At 67.3% G+C, this 13,820-nt stretch carries 14 protein-coding genes and 1 riboswitch; of the genes, 6 read left to right on the top strand and 8 right to left on the bottom strand.

Translation table 11 applies throughout. The features are described 5' to 3' along the window. Nucleotides 1-97: 97 nt before the first annotated feature. From GVL12_RS20555 to GVL12_RS20545, 3 genes are all read right to left on the bottom strand, one after another. Nucleotides 98-1,291, bottom strand: coding sequence for a sugar transporter (locus tag GVL12_RS20555; protein WP_159917429.1), 1,194 nt, complete (start codon nt 1,289-1,291; stop codon nt 98-100). A gap of 205 nt (nt 1,292-1,496) precedes the next feature. After that, nucleotides 1,497-1,805 carry a hypothetical protein gene (locus GVL12_RS20550; protein WP_159917428.1) on the bottom strand — a complete coding sequence of 103 codons (309 nt, stop codon included), beginning with the start codon at nt 1,803-1,805 and terminating at the stop codon, nt 1,497-1,499. Between the two features lie 20 nt (nt 1,806-1,825). After that, nucleotides 1,826-2,353 (bottom strand): 6,7-dimethyl-8-ribityllumazine synthase, encoded by a 528-nt coding sequence (locus GVL12_RS20545; RefSeq protein ID WP_159917427.1) that lies wholly within the window; start codon nt 2,351-2,353, stop codon nt 1,826-1,828. 96 nt (nt 2,354-2,449) lie between these two features. Further along, nucleotides 2,450-2,619: riboswitch (FMN riboswitch) on the bottom strand. A gap of 308 nt (nt 2,620-2,927) precedes the next feature. Between GVL12_RS20545 and GVL12_RS20540 the strand changes: the two genes are divergently transcribed. Then, entirely contained in the window at nt 2,928-3,488 is a 561-nt protein-coding gene (locus GVL12_RS20540) for a hypothetical protein (RefSeq protein WP_159917426.1), read from the top strand. A 24-nt stretch (nt 3,489-3,512) separates the two neighbouring features. Further along, nucleotides 3,513-4,184, top strand: a complete 672-nt coding sequence (locus GVL12_RS20535) for a DUF4124 domain-containing protein (RefSeq protein ID WP_159917425.1) — start codon at nt 3,513-3,515, stop codon at nt 4,182-4,184. On the opposite strand, the gene GVL12_RS20530 is transcribed toward GVL12_RS20535, so the two are convergent. Beyond that, the gene (locus GVL12_RS20530; RefSeq protein WP_159917424.1) at nt 4,181-5,119 is read right to left on the bottom strand and encodes an SDR family oxidoreductase; all 939 of its coding nucleotides are present in this window, start codon (nt 5,117-5,119) and stop codon (nt 4,181-4,183) included. The genes GVL12_RS20535 and GVL12_RS20530 overlap by 4 nt on opposite strands. A 70-nt stretch (nt 5,120-5,189) precedes the next feature. On the opposite strand from GVL12_RS20530, the gene GVL12_RS20525 reads away from it, so the two are divergent. Beyond that, a complete protein-coding gene (locus GVL12_RS20525) occupies nt 5,190-6,254 on the top strand; it encodes a CDP-6-deoxy-delta-3,4-glucoseen reductase (protein ID WP_159917423.1) in 1,065 nt (354 codons plus the stop codon). A 197-nt stretch (nt 6,255-6,451) separates the two neighbouring features. Further along, complete coding sequence (locus GVL12_RS20520; protein WP_159917422.1) at nt 6,452-7,420, top strand: tripartite tricarboxylate transporter substrate binding protein; 969 nt, start codon at nt 6,452-6,454, stop codon at nt 7,418-7,420. 207 nt (nt 7,421-7,627) lie between these two features. Here the strand turns inward: GVL12_RS20520 and folK are convergent, their stop codons facing one another. From folK to hda, 4 genes are read right to left on the bottom strand one after another with little or no spacing between them, the layout of a single operon-like run. Beyond that, complete coding sequence (folK, locus tag GVL12_RS20515) at nt 7,628-8,140, bottom strand: 2-amino-4-hydroxy-6-hydroxymethyldihydropteridine diphosphokinase (RefSeq protein WP_159917421.1); 513 nt, start codon at nt 8,138-8,140, stop codon at nt 7,628-7,630. An 11-nt stretch (nt 8,141-8,151) separates the two neighbouring features. Further along, nucleotides 8,152-9,798, bottom strand: a complete 1,647-nt coding sequence (gene pcnB, locus GVL12_RS20510; RefSeq protein WP_159917420.1) for a polynucleotide adenylyltransferase PcnB — start codon at nt 9,796-9,798, stop codon at nt 8,152-8,154. Beyond that, nucleotides 9,795-10,499: an HAD family phosphatase gene (locus GVL12_RS20505; RefSeq protein ID WP_159917419.1), complete on the bottom strand. Its 705-nt coding sequence runs from the start codon at nt 10,497-10,499 to the stop codon at nt 9,795-9,797. Before GVL12_RS20505 ends, pcnB begins: the two co-directional genes overlap by 4 nt. A gap of 37 nt (nt 10,500-10,536) precedes the next feature. Further along, nucleotides 10,537-11,235: a DnaA regulatory inactivator Hda gene (hda, locus tag GVL12_RS20500; RefSeq protein ID WP_200843953.1), complete on the bottom strand. Its 699-nt coding sequence runs from the start codon at nt 11,233-11,235 to the stop codon at nt 10,537-10,539. A gap of 320 nt (nt 11,236-11,555) precedes the next feature. Between hda and purM the strand changes: the two genes are divergently transcribed. Continuing rightward, on the top strand, nt 11,556-12,608 hold the full coding sequence (gene purM / locus GVL12_RS20495) for a phosphoribosylformylglycinamidine cyclo-ligase (RefSeq protein WP_159917417.1): 1,053 nt from the start codon (nt 11,556-11,558) through the stop codon (nt 12,606-12,608). 26 nt (nt 12,609-12,634) lie between these two features. Then, on the top strand, nt 12,635-13,693 hold the full coding sequence (locus GVL12_RS20490; protein ID WP_159917416.1) for an AI-2E family transporter: 1,059 nt from the start codon (nt 12,635-12,637) through the stop codon (nt 13,691-13,693). The last annotated feature ends 127 nt before the right edge of the window (nt 13,694-13,820 follow it).

Below are 13,820 nucleotides of genomic sequence, written 5' to 3'. Positions count from 1 at the left end.
CGCAAGGCCCCCAAGCATGTGGACAAGTCCGCCCGTTACCAGGGATAAGGGGCCCAAGTCGCTGTCGGGCCAGGGAAATTCAATGGCTGCCTGATTTTTAGGCAAGCACAGGGGGGCCCGCCTTCAGAGTTTTGCGCGCGCCGGCCCAGGCGCACCACAGCAGCCCGGCCAGGGCCAGCGCGCCGCCGGCCCAGCCAATGTGCACCAGCGATCCCTGCTGGATGACCTGGCTGCCCAGCAGCGCGCCACCGCCGATGCCGATGTTGTAGATGCCCGAGAACATCGCCATGCCGACATCGGTCGCATCCGACGCCTGGCGCAGCACCTGGGACTGTATGGCCAGGCCAAAGCAGATCATGCCAATGCCCCAGACCGAAACCACGGCATACAAGCCTGCGGCATGGGCCGCTGCGGGGAGCAGAAGCCACAGGCACAGCACCAGTACTGCGCAGGCGCTGAGCAGGAAGCGGCGCGGATAGCGCATGCCCCAGCGGCTGAACAGCAGGCTGCCGACCAGGCCCATGCCGCCAAACAGCAGCAGCGCCAGCGTGATGCTGTCGCTGCCCAGCCCGGCCACGGTCTGCATGAACGGTTCGATATAGCTGTAGGTCGTGAACTGCGCCGTGATCATGACCGCGAGCAGCACATACAGCCAGACCAGCGACTTGCGGCGCAGCAGCATGGGAACGCTGCTCAGCGACCCCGCGTTCTCGCTGGGCAGCAGCGGCAGCAGCCGCGCCAGGCACAGCATGGCCAGCGCCGCGACGGCGCCTATCGCCATGAACGTGGTGCGCCAGCCCAGCAGTTCGCCCACCACGCGGCCCAGCGGAATGCCCAGCACCATGGCCGCCGAAGTACCCACGGCAAGCAGGCTCAGCGCCTGCGCCTTCTTGCCCTCGGGTGCGAGGCGCACCGCGAGCGACGCCGTGATGGCCCAGAAAACGGCGTGCGACAAGGCCACACCGACGCGGCTGACCAGCAGCAGCGCATAGCTGGTGGCGATGCCCGACAGCAGATGGCTCACGATGAACACCAGCAGCACGCCCATCAGCAGTCGGCGCCGCTCGACATGCCGGGTCAGCAACATGCAGGGCAGCGAAGCCAGCGCGACGATCCAGGCGTAGACGGTCAGCATCAGCCCGACCTGCCCGGTCGGCAGGCCAAAGCTCGCACCTATGCCGCTGAGCAGGCCGACAGGCACGAATTCACTGGTATTGAAAACAAAGGCCGCAATGGCCAAAGCGACCACCGCCAGCCAGGAGGTGGGTTGTTGAGAGGAAGGAGTAGACATGGGGGGCGCGCGAGGCACGCAGTAGAGACGCTAGGGACCGTTGGCGCCTCCCTGCGCCGGGAGGCTCGGCCCGGAGCATAGCCGCCCATGCGCACTTGCGCGCCTGCAGCGCAAGTGCCCTTATGCCGCAGCGGGCAGTTGCCCCGCCGGCGCCGGCAACGCCTCAATGAGCAATCGTGAAGCGCGCGCACACATGGGCCGGGCGCTAGAGTTCGTCGACCACGGCCAGATCGGTGGCAGAAATGCTGCCGGGCTGGTCGCCGTTCATCAGCGGCTGGCCCTGGCCCACGCGGTAGTGGCCGGTGCGCTGGCCGCGCTCGCCGGGCCGCAAGCCGATGGGCGGGCTCAGCAACGCCCACTCGCGCTGGCGCTCCTGCAATTTCTTGAGCAGATCGCTTGACGCCTGCGGCCTTGGTGCCGTCCCGGATCGCGCGCGCGCCGCGCATGCAATCCGCGTAGATGCGGGGCTGCCCGCCACGGTCTGCTGCGCGTCCTGCACATAGGCGCGCACCACGCTCGGAACGGGTGCACGATTTAGCCTGCCTCTACGCGCTGCAACTGCGCGATTGCGCCCAGGCACGACTGCGCGACTTCGACGCCCTTCTTGACGAAGTGGGAGCGGAAGAACTCGAGGTGGTCGGCATGCTCGTGGAAGTCGCGCGGCGTGAGCACAGCCGACAGCACCGGCACGTCGGTGTCGAGCTGCACGCGCATCAGGCCGTCGATCACGGCGCTGGAGACGAACTCGTGGCGGTAGATGCCGCCATTGACCACCAGCGCGCAGCCGATGATCGCGTCGAAGCGGCCGCTGAGCGCCAGGCGCTTGGCCATCAGCGGGATCTCGAACGCGCCCGGCACGTCGAAATGCGCGATCTGCGTGGCCGGCATGCCTTGCTGGGTCAGCTCGCCGACCAGCGCGTCGCGCGCCTGGTGCACGACGTCGGTGTGCCAGCTCGCGCAGATCACCGCAACGCGGCTGTTGCGCGCCACGCCACCCCAGGCAGGGGCCGTGGCAACGGCGGAAGAAATGGAGGAAACGACAGCAGTGGAAGTCTGATTCATGACAAGTAGATCAACGTTGACAACATGAATCAGGGCGCGCGCGAAGCTGCGCGGCCACAGGGCCGAAATTCGGGCGCACTGCGGCTGCGAGGAAATGCGCGATCTCTTTCATCCGGACTATGACCGTCGGCCCTGGAGTCTCACCAGGTCTGCTGACCCTGTGACCGGCACGCATCGCTGCGCAGAGGTCACAGGCGCTCGCGGGCTGCTGTGGTCAGGCCACAGATACCGCCGGTGGGGAATCACACCCCGCCCTGAGAACGCTGGCCCCACGCGGGGGCCGTTGTTGATTCTATCGGCACATGGCGGGCCTTGCCGCAAGCTGCGCGCAAAACTGTTCTGCGCATCGTGGACTATTGAAGATGCATATGGATACAACCATGGCGCCAAGGCAAAGCTGGTGCAACAGCATCTTTTCCGTCAACCAAAAGCGCAGGCCGCGCGTATAACAGTAAAGCATCGCGGGCCCCACCGCATTGCGCCCCAGGCCAGCCATGCGGGGCGCCCACCGCATCCGCGGCGCACAGCGGCCTTGTCGCCGTGCCACCTGGGATACACCACACGACGGAGACCTATGCGCAATACTTCCATCCGCCTTCTGGCCGCCAGTGTCCTGGCCACCTTGGTCACGGGCTGTGTGTTGCCGCCAGAGCCCTACTACGACGGCCCGGGGCACGTCGGCCCGGGCCGGGTCTACAACGCGCCCGGAACGATCGTGTATGAGCAACCCACGACCATCTACCGCAGCAGCCCGATCTATGTCGTGCCCGACCGACGCGACGAACGCGCCTGGCGCGAGCATGAGCGCCGCGAGCAGGAACGCATGCGCATGGCGCGCGAACGCGAGCGCATGCAACGCGAGCAGCGCGCCCATGCGGAGCGCCAGCGTGCACAGGCTGAACGCGAACGCCACCAGGTCGAGCGTCAGCGCGAACAGCAACGCGCCCAGGCCGAACGCCAGCGTGCGCAGCAGCAGCAACAACGGGCCCAGGCCGAGCGCCAGCGTGCCCAGCAGCAGCAGCGGCCACCGCAACGCAATGACGACCGCCGCGGTCCCCGCGAAGGCGGCCCGCGCGACGGCGATCGCCGCGATGGAGGACTGCCAGGCGTGCCGCGTGGCGACCGCGGCAGTTGATATCCGCAGGCCATGACTGCGCGCATGCCACTTCGCAATGGTCGCGCTCTGGGCATGGGCATGGGCATGGGCATGGGCATGGGCATGGCCCTGGCCGCGCTGTGCCTTGCAGCAGCCTCGGCCCACGGCCAGGTGCTGCGCTGCACCGATGCGCGCACCGGTGCGGTCACCTACACCGACGGCAGTTGCGATAACGGCCGGCAGGCCGAGCAGGTGCTGCCGGCGCGCAGCCCCGAAGCGCTCGCGCGTGAGCGCGAGGAGGCCGCGCAGGCGATCGCGCGCAAGGAACAGCGCCTGCGCGAGGAAGCCCAGGCGCAGGCCGCGGCCGCTGCCTCGGCCCCCACGCCCGCGCAGCCCCCTGCCCCAGCCGCACCGGCCGAGACAGCGCGCTGCGCCCAGTCACGCCAGCAGTTGCAGAGCCTGCTCGCCCGGCCCGATCGATCTTCGTCTTCCTATGGCGAGCAGCTCGCTGCCGCGCGCCAGCAAATGGAACTCGATTGCCTGGGTCCGCAAGCCTATGGCGAACTCGAGCAGGCACGCGCCCAGTCCGCCGCACCTTCTGGGCCGGTGATCGTGGTGCCGCCGCTGCGCCCGCCGCGACCCCTGCCGCCCCCGGTGCAGCCGCCGCGCCCGCAGATCACGCATTGCAACGTGTTTCGCTGCTACGACCGCCACGGCAACACCTATCCGCGTTAACGCACGGGCTTGCCTTGCAGCCCCTGCGCCACCGTCGGATAGCGCAGCGCGACGCGCAATTCGAGCGCCATGCGCCTGGTGCGCAGCCGGCGCGATTCCCCCATGAAGCTCAGCAGGGTCAGCGGCAGCTCGCCCTGGGCCTGGCTGCGCGAGACCCGGGGCGGGCGCGGCAGGCCATACAGGTCGGCGGCCAGATCGAAATAATCGCCCATGCGCATGGCGCTGGCGTCGGCCACGTTGTAGACGCGCTGCGCGCTGCCGCGCCACAGCGCCGCCTGGCAGGCACGCGCGAGGTCATCGGCATGGATATGGTTGGTATAGACATCGTCTTCGCTGCGCAATACCGGCGTGCCGCGCAGCAGCCGCGCGCGCGGCGTGCCGCCCGCACGGTCGGGCGCATAAATGCCGGGAATGCGCAAAATGCTCGCGCGCAGGCCTTGCCTGCCCGCCCAGCGCAGCGTGCGCTCGGCGTTGACGCGGCGCATGGCCCGCCCGGTGCGCGCCGCAGGCGGGCGGCTTTCGTCGACCCAGGCGCCGCCGCAGTCGCCATAGACGCCGCTGGTCGAGGCATAGACCAGGCCCTGCGGCAGGCCGCGCCGGCGCAACGCCTGCACCAGCGCCGTGGTGCGCGGGTCCAGCCACCAGCGCGGCGTTTCCTCGGACGCGGCCGGCGGCGGCGCGAGGTGCAGTACGCGCGTGCCCAGGCCCGCGAGGCGCCGCAGGCTGCGCGCATCGTCGAGATTGCCCAGCAGCGGCGTGATGCCCAGCGCGCGCAGTTCAGCGCGGCGCTCGGGCGACGAGGTCAGCGCCAGCAGCCGCACGCCGCGCTGGGCCTTGGCCACGCGCTGGCCCACATCGCCACAGCCGATGATCAGCAGGCGCTGGCGGCGAAAGCGCGCCGGCCGCGCCCCGAGAGGGTTTTGGTTTGAAGGCAAAATTCACCCTGTTGTGCGGGCCGGCCATCCCACTGGCAGACCCAGAAAAAGCTCCTAGGATAACGAGAACATGACCTTGATTGCGAACCCCACCCACCAGATCACCGTGCAGCCCAGTGGTCGCGCCTTTGCGAGCCAGGGCGATGAAACCATTCTGGCCGCCGCCATCCGCGCCGGCGTGGGCATGCCCTATGGCTGCAAGGACGGTGCCTGCGGCTCGTGCAAGTGCAAGAAACTCAGCGGCAGCGTGGTGCATGGCACGCACCAGGCCAAGGCCTTGAGCCCCGAAGACGAGGCCGCGGGCTTTGTGCTGACCTGCTGTGCCACGGCGCAAAGCGATGTGGTGCTCGAATCGCGCCAGGTCACCGATGAAAGCGCGTTCCCGGTCAAGAAGATGCCGGTGCGCGTGGCGGCGCTGGAGAAAATGGCGCACGACGTGATGCAGGTGCGTCTGCAACTGCCGGCGATGGAGAAATTCCGCTACCACGCGGGCCAGTATGTCGAATTCATCATGCGCGACGGCGCACGCCGCGCCTACTCGATGGCCACGCCGCCCCATCTGCAGGAAACCGCGCCGGGCATTGAACTGCATATCCGGCACATGCCCGGCGGCAAGTTCACCGACCATGTGTTCGCGGCCATGAAGGAAAAGGAAATCCTGCGCATCGAAGGCCCGTTCGGCAGCTTCCACCTGCATGAGGACAGCGACAAGCCGGTCGTCCTGCTGGCGTCGGGCACGGGCTTTGCGCCCATCAAGGCGCTGATCCTGCACATGCAGCACATAGGCTTCAAGCGCCCGACCACGCTCTACTGGGGCGGCCGCCGGCCGCAGGACCTGTACCTCGACAGCTGGCTGCGCGAGCAGGCCGCGAACATGCCTTTCCTGACCTATGTGCCCGTGGTCTCCGATGCCCAGCCCGAAGACGCCTGGACCGGCCGCACCGGCTATGTGCACCAGGCGGTGCTCGACGATTTCGCCGATCTGAGTGGCCACCAGGTCTATGCCTGCGGCGCGCCCATCGTCGTCGATTCGGCCCGCACCGCCTATACCCGCCAGGGCGGCCTGCCCGAGGACGAGTTCCATGCCGACGCGTTCACGTCGGAGGCAGACAAGCACGGATCCACCGCCCCCTGAGCCGGGCCACGCCGGTTTCATGCCTTGTAGGCGGCGAAGCGCCGTGATTCACAGCCTCACGACCGCGCACAAAGCCTGAGCCAAGCCACGCTTGGGCCGTGAACGCGGCCCGAAATCGACGCATTCACGCAAGAAAGCTGCATTGCATGGTTTTTCCTGACGACGAGAAGCAGTTTTTTTGCAAGAATGGATAGGCAATGAATCGCCGTAACAGTCTCCTCTCGCTCCTCGCCGCCACCGCGGCCCTGGCAGCCCCCCTCGCCCAAGCCCAAGAACCCATTCGCCTGATCGTGCCCTATGCACCCGGTGGACCGCTCGACATCACGGCGCGCGCGCTCGCCGAACGCGTGCGCGATTCGCTGGGTGTGGTGATCATTGAAAACAAGGCCGGCGCCGGCGGCAACATCGGCGCCGATGCGATTGCCAAGGCTGCGCCCGACGGCCTGACCATCGGCCTGGCCGCGACCGCCACCCACGCCGTGAACCCCTGGCTCTACTCGCGCATGCCCTATGACGCAGCCAAGGACTTCGCCGGCATCACGCAAATGGTCCGCGTGCCCAATGTGCTGGTGGTGAACGCCGACTTCGCGGAACGCCAGAAGATCGCGACCATCGCCGACCTGCTGGCCTACGCCAAGAGCAACCCGGGCAGGCTCAACTACGGCAGCGGCGGCAACGGCAGTGCAGGCCACCTGGCCGGTGAAATGCTCAAACAAAAGGCCGGCATCTTCGCGCTGCACGTGCCCTACCGCGGCGCCAACCCGGCCCAGCTCGCGCTGCTGTCGGGCGAAGTCCACTTCAACATCGACAACCTGGCCGCGGCGGCCCCGAACATCCGCTCGGGCAAGCTCAAGGCGCTGGCCGTGACATCGCTCGAGCCCACCGCGCTGCTGCCCGGCGTGCCCGCGCTGTCCAAGACCTTCCCCGGCTTCTCCATCGATACCTGGTGGGGCCTGGTGGCTCCCGCAGGCACGCCCCAGGCCGTGCTCGACAAGCTCAACAAGGCGTTCACCGACGCACTCAAGGCACCGGAAACCAAGACCCGCTTCGAGATGCTGATGGCCGAGCCCGTGGCTTCGAGCCCTGCGGGCTTCGATCAGTTCATGGCCGCCGAACGTACGAAATACCAACAAGTCGTCAAAGCCTCGGGCGCGAAAGTGGATTGACACCCCCTGAGCGGCTTCGCCGCTTCCCCCTCTCATCCTTCGGTGGAGGGGGACGGCACCGTCGCTGCGGGACGGCCCTTGCTCGGTGCCCCCATAAGGAATACCCGCCCACTGCATGGGCCGCTGGCACATCGCAGCACCCAACCTATTCCCCATTCGCCCTGAGTCCTGAGACTGTCGAAGGATAGAAGGGTGAACGGCCTGCCCTCAAAATCCGCTGACAGTCCCCACCCACTCAGGCCCTTCGATCCGCTCAATCCGCTGATCCCCCACAGCCTCCAGCTGCACGGCCGTGACGCGTTCAGGCGCGATCTCCGCCAGCGGCAGCAGCACGAATGCGCGCTCGCCCATGCGCGGATGCGGCACCACCAGGCGCTCGCACGCGATCTGCTGGTCGGCGTAGAGCAGCAGGTCCAGGTCCAGCGTGCGCGGCGCATTGCGGTAAGGGCGCTCGCGCCCGGCCGCCTGTTCGATGGCTTGCAGCGCGTCCAGCAGGTCCAGCGGTGCGAGGCTGGTGGCCAGCTCGACCACGGCATTGAGATAGTCGGGGCCGCCGGCATCGATGGGCGCACTCGCGTACAGCCCCGAGACTTGCGCCACGCGCGTCGCGGGCATGGCAGCCAGCGCCTGGACGGCGCGGGCCAGCGCCGCGCCGCGGTCGCCGAGATTGGCACCCAGGCCAATCCAGGCGCGCCCTTCAGGTGCCTGCGCTTGGGACATGACGCCAGGCCTCAGTACGGCGATGCGTCGTCGGTGGTATCGCGCGCCGCGCCCTTGTCGGCAGCCACGGCGCCACCGGATTCACCGCCGTCCGCACCTTCGGTGGGCTTGCGGCGGCGACGGCGGCGCTTCTTGGGTGCGGCGCCGTCTTCGGTCTCGGCAAATTCGGCTTCGGCGGCGGGCGCAGGTGCAGCCGATGCAGCACCCGCGGCCTTGGGCGCGCGGCGCGGCGCGGGTGCGGCGGCCTTGGCGCCAGCAGGCGCGGCAACCGCCTTGGGGCGCTGGCGCTGTTCTTCGCGCGCCTGGGCGATCAGGTCGTCGCGGCGGTCGTCGTCGGCCTGCTGGAATTCCTGCCACCAGCTGGCCAGCGCCTCCTCGACTTCGCCCACATCGGCGCGCAGTCGCAGGAAGTCGAAGCCGGCGCGAAAGCGCGCCTGTTCGACCAGGCCCAGCGGCGTGACGCCCGATCGCTTTTCAAAGCGCGGCTGCATGACCCAGATTTCGCGCATGTCGGCGGCGAGCTTGCCGCGGCCGGAGACGTCGCCGATGCGCTGGTTGAACACGTCGTCGATCGCGTCCTGCAATGCGGGAAACGCATGCTGGCGCTGCTGCAGACGCTGCTCCCAGCCCTGCTTGACGTCCTGCCACAGCACGCAGGCCAGCAGGAAGCTCGGCGCGACCGGCTTGCCTTCGCCCACGCGGCGATCGGTGTCGGCCAGCGCCGCGGTGACGAACGGGTGATCCGCGCGCTCGACAACCACGTCAAGCAGCGGATAGATGCCGCGGTCCAGGCCCAGCTCGCGCAGGCGCGCCACCGAAGCCAGCGCATGGCCGGTTTGCAGCAGCTTGAGCATTTCGTCGAACAGCCGGCTTTGCGGCACTTCGGCCAGCAGGTGCTGGCTGGCGATCAGCGGCGCGGCGGTTTTCGGCTCGAGCTTGAAGCCCACGTCGTGCAGCTTGGCCACGAAACGCACGGCGCGGATGATGCGCACCGGGTCTTCACGGTAGCGTGTGGCCGGGTCGCCGATCATGCGCAGCACGCGCTTTTTCGCGTCCTGGATGCCCTTGTGGTAATCGACCACGATCTGCGTGGCCGGATCGTAGTACATGGCGTTGATGGTGAAATCGCGGCGTGTCGCATCCTGGTCCTGCGGGCCCCAGACGTTGTCGCGCAGCACGCGGCCGCTCGCGTCCACCGCATGCTTCATGCCGGCGAGCGCCGCCTTGCTGGTGCGCTCGTTGCCCGACACGCTTTCGGCCAGGCTGTTGTCGAGGAAGGCACGGAAGGTCGAGACTTCGATGACTTCGTTCTCGCGCCCGCGACCATAGACCACATGCACGATGCGAAAGCGCTTGCCGATGATGAACGCGCGGCGAAACAGGCTCTTGACCTGTTCGGGCGTGGCGTTGGTGGCCACGTCGAAATCCTTGGGCCGCAGGCCCAGCAGCAGATCGCGCACCGCGCCGCCGACGATATAGGCTTCGAAGCCCGCGTCCTGCAGCGTCTCGACCACATCAATGGCACGCCGATCGACGAGTTCGGGATTGATGCCATGCACCGAGGCCGGCACTTCTTCGCGCTTGCCAAAACGCAGCTTGTGCGCACGCGCGCCAGCGCTGGGCTTGCCCAGCAGTTTGTCGATGAAGTTTTTGATCATGGGTGTTCAGTAAACAGGTCCAGTATGCGCCAACCGCGCTGCTGGGCCAGTGCGCGCAAACGCGCGTCAGGATTGGTCGCGACCGGATGGTCCACTTTTTCAAGCAGGGGCACGTCGTTCATCGAATCGCTGTAGAACGTGCTTTCCACCCCGCTCCAGTCGAGTCCGCGCTGGCCCAGCCACTGCTGCATGCGCAGCACCTTGCCTTCACGCATGGTCGGATGACCATCGATCTCGCCCGTGATCCAGCCGGAGCCATCGCGCGCGAGCTGCACCGCCAGCAGTTCATCGACGCCCAGCGCCTGCGCGATCGGACGGGTGATGAACTCATTGGTCGCGGTGACGATCACGATCTCGTCGCCGGCCTCGCGGTGCGCCTGCAGCAGCGCGCGCGCGGCCGGGCGGATCGCCGGCGTGATGACTTCGCGCATGAACTGCGCATGGGCCTCATCCGCTGCCTTGGAGCCGCGCTCGCGCACGGCCTCGGTCGCAAAGCGCACGTAGTCATGCACATTGAGCGTACCTGCCTGGTAGTCGGCGAAGAACGCATCGTTGCGGCGCCCGAATTCCTGCGGGTCGGTCCAGCCGATGCGGGTCGTGAATACGCCCCACTCGTAATCCGAGTCCAGGGGCAGCAAAGTGTGGTCGAGATCGAACAGCGCGAGCCGCGGGCGGACGTTGGGCGCAGAAGATGATGGCATGGGGTTCCAGAAAAAGAGGCCTGGCAGCTAGCTTGGGCTACTCGGTCTCCAACATGGTCTTGAGCAGTGGGATGGTGATGGCCCGCTTGTTGCGCAAGGCGAAGCCATCGAGCATGTCGAGCAACTGCATGAGGCTGCCCAGGTCGCGCGAAAAGCGCTTGAGCATGTAATCCATCACGTCGTCACCGAGAAACACGCCCCGGGCATCGGCCTCCTGGCGCAACACCGCACGGCGCGCGGGTTCGTCGAGCAGCCGCAGCTGGAACACATGGCCCCAGCCCAGGCGGCTGCGCAAATCCTCGCGCAGCTTGAGGTCGGCAGGCGGCAACTCTCCGGCCGCGAGCACCCAGCGGGGAATGCCTGTGGCCGGGCTGGTGGCATTGACAAACCAGTTGAAAGCCCGCGCCTGCTGCATGGGTGTGTACAGATGCACATCATCCATCAGCACGGCCGACCAGCGTTCGTCGAACTCCGGAGGATAGCCGATCGACGCATCCATCCAGCCGACAATGGCCCCTTGATCGCGCAGAGCTTCTCGCACTGACTTGAGCAAATGGGTCTTGCCCGAGCCCGATTCGCCCCACAGATAGGTCGGCACGGGCGAGCGCGGCATCTGGCTGCGGCCTTCGCCGACCCACAGCCGCAAGTGTTGCAACACCGCGATGTTCGGACCCGCGAAGAAGCGCGACAGCGAGGGACTCGTTGCCAGGCCGATATCCAGCGCCATTTGCTTCATGGACGGCATACGGACCACGCCCTCCCACCTGAGCCCAGGAGGAGCCGTGCGCGACAGGCTGGCAAAAGGAGTTTCGGCAACATTACAAAGGACAGAGCAAAAGGCCCCTGGCGCAAGGTTTGTGCGACAGGGCTCGGAAGGCACAACCGCAGCTGCGCCACGCTGATTTTAGTCTGCGCGCGCGCGCAAAGCACACAGCCGGCCTGCACAGACCCGGGGAAAAGCCCTTGAAAGCAGCCGCATGCCCCCCGCGAAGCAGGCCAGGGCCGTAAAATCCCCGAGTTCCGCCCCTGCCGGGCACACCTGCACTGACCCATCCCATGAGCTCCTCTGCCACTCCATCCACTCCCATTTCCTACAAAGACGCTGGCGTCGACATTGTTGCCGGCGATGCTCTGGTCGAGCGCATCAAGCCGCTGGCCAAGAAAACCATGCGTGAAGGCGTGATGGCCGGCATCGGCGGTTTTGGCGCGCTGTTCGAAGTGCCCAAGCGCTACAAGGAACCCGTGCTGGTCTCGGGCACCGACGGCGTGGGCACCAAGCTGCGCCTGGCATTCGAGTGGAACATGCACGACACCGTCGGCATCGACCTGGTCGCCATGAGCGTCAACGACGTGCTGGTGCAAGGCGCCGAGCCGCTGTTCTTCCTTGACTACTTTGCCTGCGGCAAGCTGGACGTGGACACGGCCGCGGCCGTGGTCGGCGGCATCGCCCGCGGCTGCGAGCTCTCGGGCTGTGCGCTGATCGGCGGCGAAACCGCTGAAATGCCCGGCATGTACCCCGAAGGCGAATACGACCTCGCGGGCTTCGCGGTCGGCGCCGTCGAGAAATCCAAGATCCTCACGGGCCAGAACGTGCAGGCCGGCGATGTGGTGCTGGGCCTGGCTTCGGCCGGCGTGCACTCCAACGGCTTCAGCCTGGTGCGCAAGTGCATAGAACGTGCCGAGGCACAGGGCACGGTGCCCGAGACGCTGGACGGCAAGCCCTTCAAGCAAGCCATCATGGAACCCACGCGCCTGTATGTGAAGAACGTGCTGGCCGTGCTGGCCGAGCACCCGATCAAGGCCCTGGCCCACATCACCGGCGGCGGCCTGCTGGAAAACATCCCGCGCGTGCTGCCCGACGGCCTGGCCGCGCATCTGGATGCAGGCAGCTGGCCGCAGACCGAGCTGTTCGCCTGGCTGCAGGCCACGGCCGGCATCGACGCCGTTGAAATGAACCGCACGTTCAACAACGGCATCGGCATGGTGGTGGTGGTACCCGCCGAACAGGCCGAAACGATTGCCGCAGCCTTGCAAGGCCTGGGCGAAACTGTCTATACCATTGGACGTATCGCCACGCGCGGTGACGGCCAGCCCGTCGAAGTGCGCTGACCCTGCCTGTACCACCACGCGCCCAGATGTCCGATTACCTTCCTGCTTCCCGAGAAGATTTCCTCCAGACACCTTCGCGCAGCGTGGTAACCGCCAGCTATCTGCTGATGGCCAGCACCTTGCTGCTGGTCATGTGGCAAGGCCTGCTGCCCGGTCTGCTGAGCGTCTGCGTGGGCTTCATGCTCACGCGCGCGCTCGCCCGGCTGCTGTCCAGGCTGCAGCGCCGCCGGATTCCGGGCTATCTGCCCCACTGGGCGCAGGTGGTGGCCGCGGCGGTGATCATGCTCGCGCCGCTGGCGCTGCTGACCTCCGCCCTGCCCCACACCCGCAGCTACATTGTCGAAGCCCCGCAGCAATATCGGGAACTGCTCGACTACCTGGCCCGCACCGTGCTGGAGCTGCGCCACAAGCTGCCGGCCGACATCGCGAGCCAGCTGCCCGACGGCGCGCGCGAAATCCAGACCATGATCGCCTCCTACCTTGGCGCCAAGGCCGGCGCGCTGGCGCTCGCCGGGCGGGCCTGGCTCTCGGGCCTGCTGCATGCCTATGTCGGTCTGCTGATCGGCGCGCTCGCGGCCGTGCGCCACATTCCGCTGCAACGCCCGCCGCTGGTCGACGTGCTCTACCAGCGCATCACGTTGTTTGGCGAAGCTTTCGGCCAGATCGTCGCCGCGCAGTTCTGGATCGCCGCGTTCAACACCCTGCTCACGGCCTTCTTCCTGCTGCTGATCCTGCCTTATCTGGACCTCGCCCTGCCCTATACGCCGGCGCTGATCACGCTGACCTTTGTCGCCGGCCTGATCCCCATCGTCGGCAATCTGCTGTGCAATGCGGTCATCACGCTGGTCGGCCTGTCGGTGTCGCCCGTGGCCGCAGCCGCCTGCCTGGGCTTTCTGATCCTGATCCACAAGGCCGAGTACGTGATCAACGCCAAGGTCGTGGGCCGGCGCACGCACATGGGCGTGTGGGAACTGCTGTCGGTGATGTTCGTCGCAGAGTCCGTCTTCGGCCCTGCGGGCCTCGTGGCCGCGCCGCTGTTCTACGCCTACCTCAAGAAAGAGCTTGAGGCGCGCAAGCTGGTGTAGAAATGGCCCCCACGTTCGCCCACTGCGTGTGGTCGCGCTGGGGGGCGGAGCCCCCCAGATGCTTTTCATCTTGGGGCGGCCCGGCGCCGGTGAACTTAAGCCCCCACGCTCGCCCACTTCGTGTGGC

The organism is Pantoea sp. 18069 (assembly GCF_902706035.1).
In the GTDB taxonomy this organism is placed as follows: domain Bacteria; phylum Pseudomonadota; class Gammaproteobacteria; order Burkholderiales; family Burkholderiaceae_C; genus Comamonas.
This window is presented reverse-complemented; position numbering and strand designations above follow the sequence as displayed.

Coding starts and splice junctions, on each gene's coding strand:
- GVL12_RS20555 (WP_159917429.1), bottom strand. CDS start 1,291: ATGTCTACTCCTTCCTCTCAACAACCCACCTCCTGGCTGGCGGTGGTC.
- GVL12_RS20545 (WP_159917427.1), bottom strand. CDS start 2,353: ATGAATCAGACTTCCACTGCTGTCGTTTCCTCCATTTCTTCCGCCGTT.
- GVL12_RS20540 (WP_159917426.1), top strand. CDS start 2,928: ATGCGCAATACTTCCATCCGCCTTCTGGCCGCCAGTGTCCTGGCCACC.
- GVL12_RS20535 (WP_159917425.1), top strand. CDS start 3,513: ATGCCACTTCGCAATGGTCGCGCTCTGGGCATGGGCATGGGCATGGGC.
- GVL12_RS20525 (WP_159917423.1), top strand. CDS start 5,190: ATGACCTTGATTGCGAACCCCACCCACCAGATCACCGTGCAGCCCAGT.
- GVL12_RS20520 (WP_159917422.1), top strand. CDS start 6,452: ATGAATCGCCGTAACAGTCTCCTCTCGCTCCTCGCCGCCACCGCGGCC.
- folK (WP_159917421.1), bottom strand. CDS start 8,140: ATGTCCCAAGCGCAGGCACCTGAAGGGCGCGCCTGGATTGGCCTGGGT.
- pcnB (WP_159917420.1), bottom strand. CDS start 9,798: ATGATCAAAAACTTCATCGACAAACTGCTGGGCAAGCCCAGCGCTGGC.
- GVL12_RS20505 (WP_159917419.1), bottom strand. CDS start 10,499: ATGCCATCATCTTCTGCGCCCAACGTCCGCCCGCGGCTCGCGCTGTTC.
- hda (WP_200843953.1), bottom strand. CDS start 11,235: ATGAAGCAAATGGCGCTGGATATCGGCCTGGCAACGAGTCCCTCGCTG.
- purM (WP_159917417.1), top strand. CDS start 11,556: ATGAGCTCCTCTGCCACTCCATCCACTCCCATTTCCTACAAAGACGCT.
- GVL12_RS20490 (WP_159917416.1), top strand. CDS start 12,635: ATGTCCGATTACCTTCCTGCTTCCCGAGAAGATTTCCTCCAGACACCT.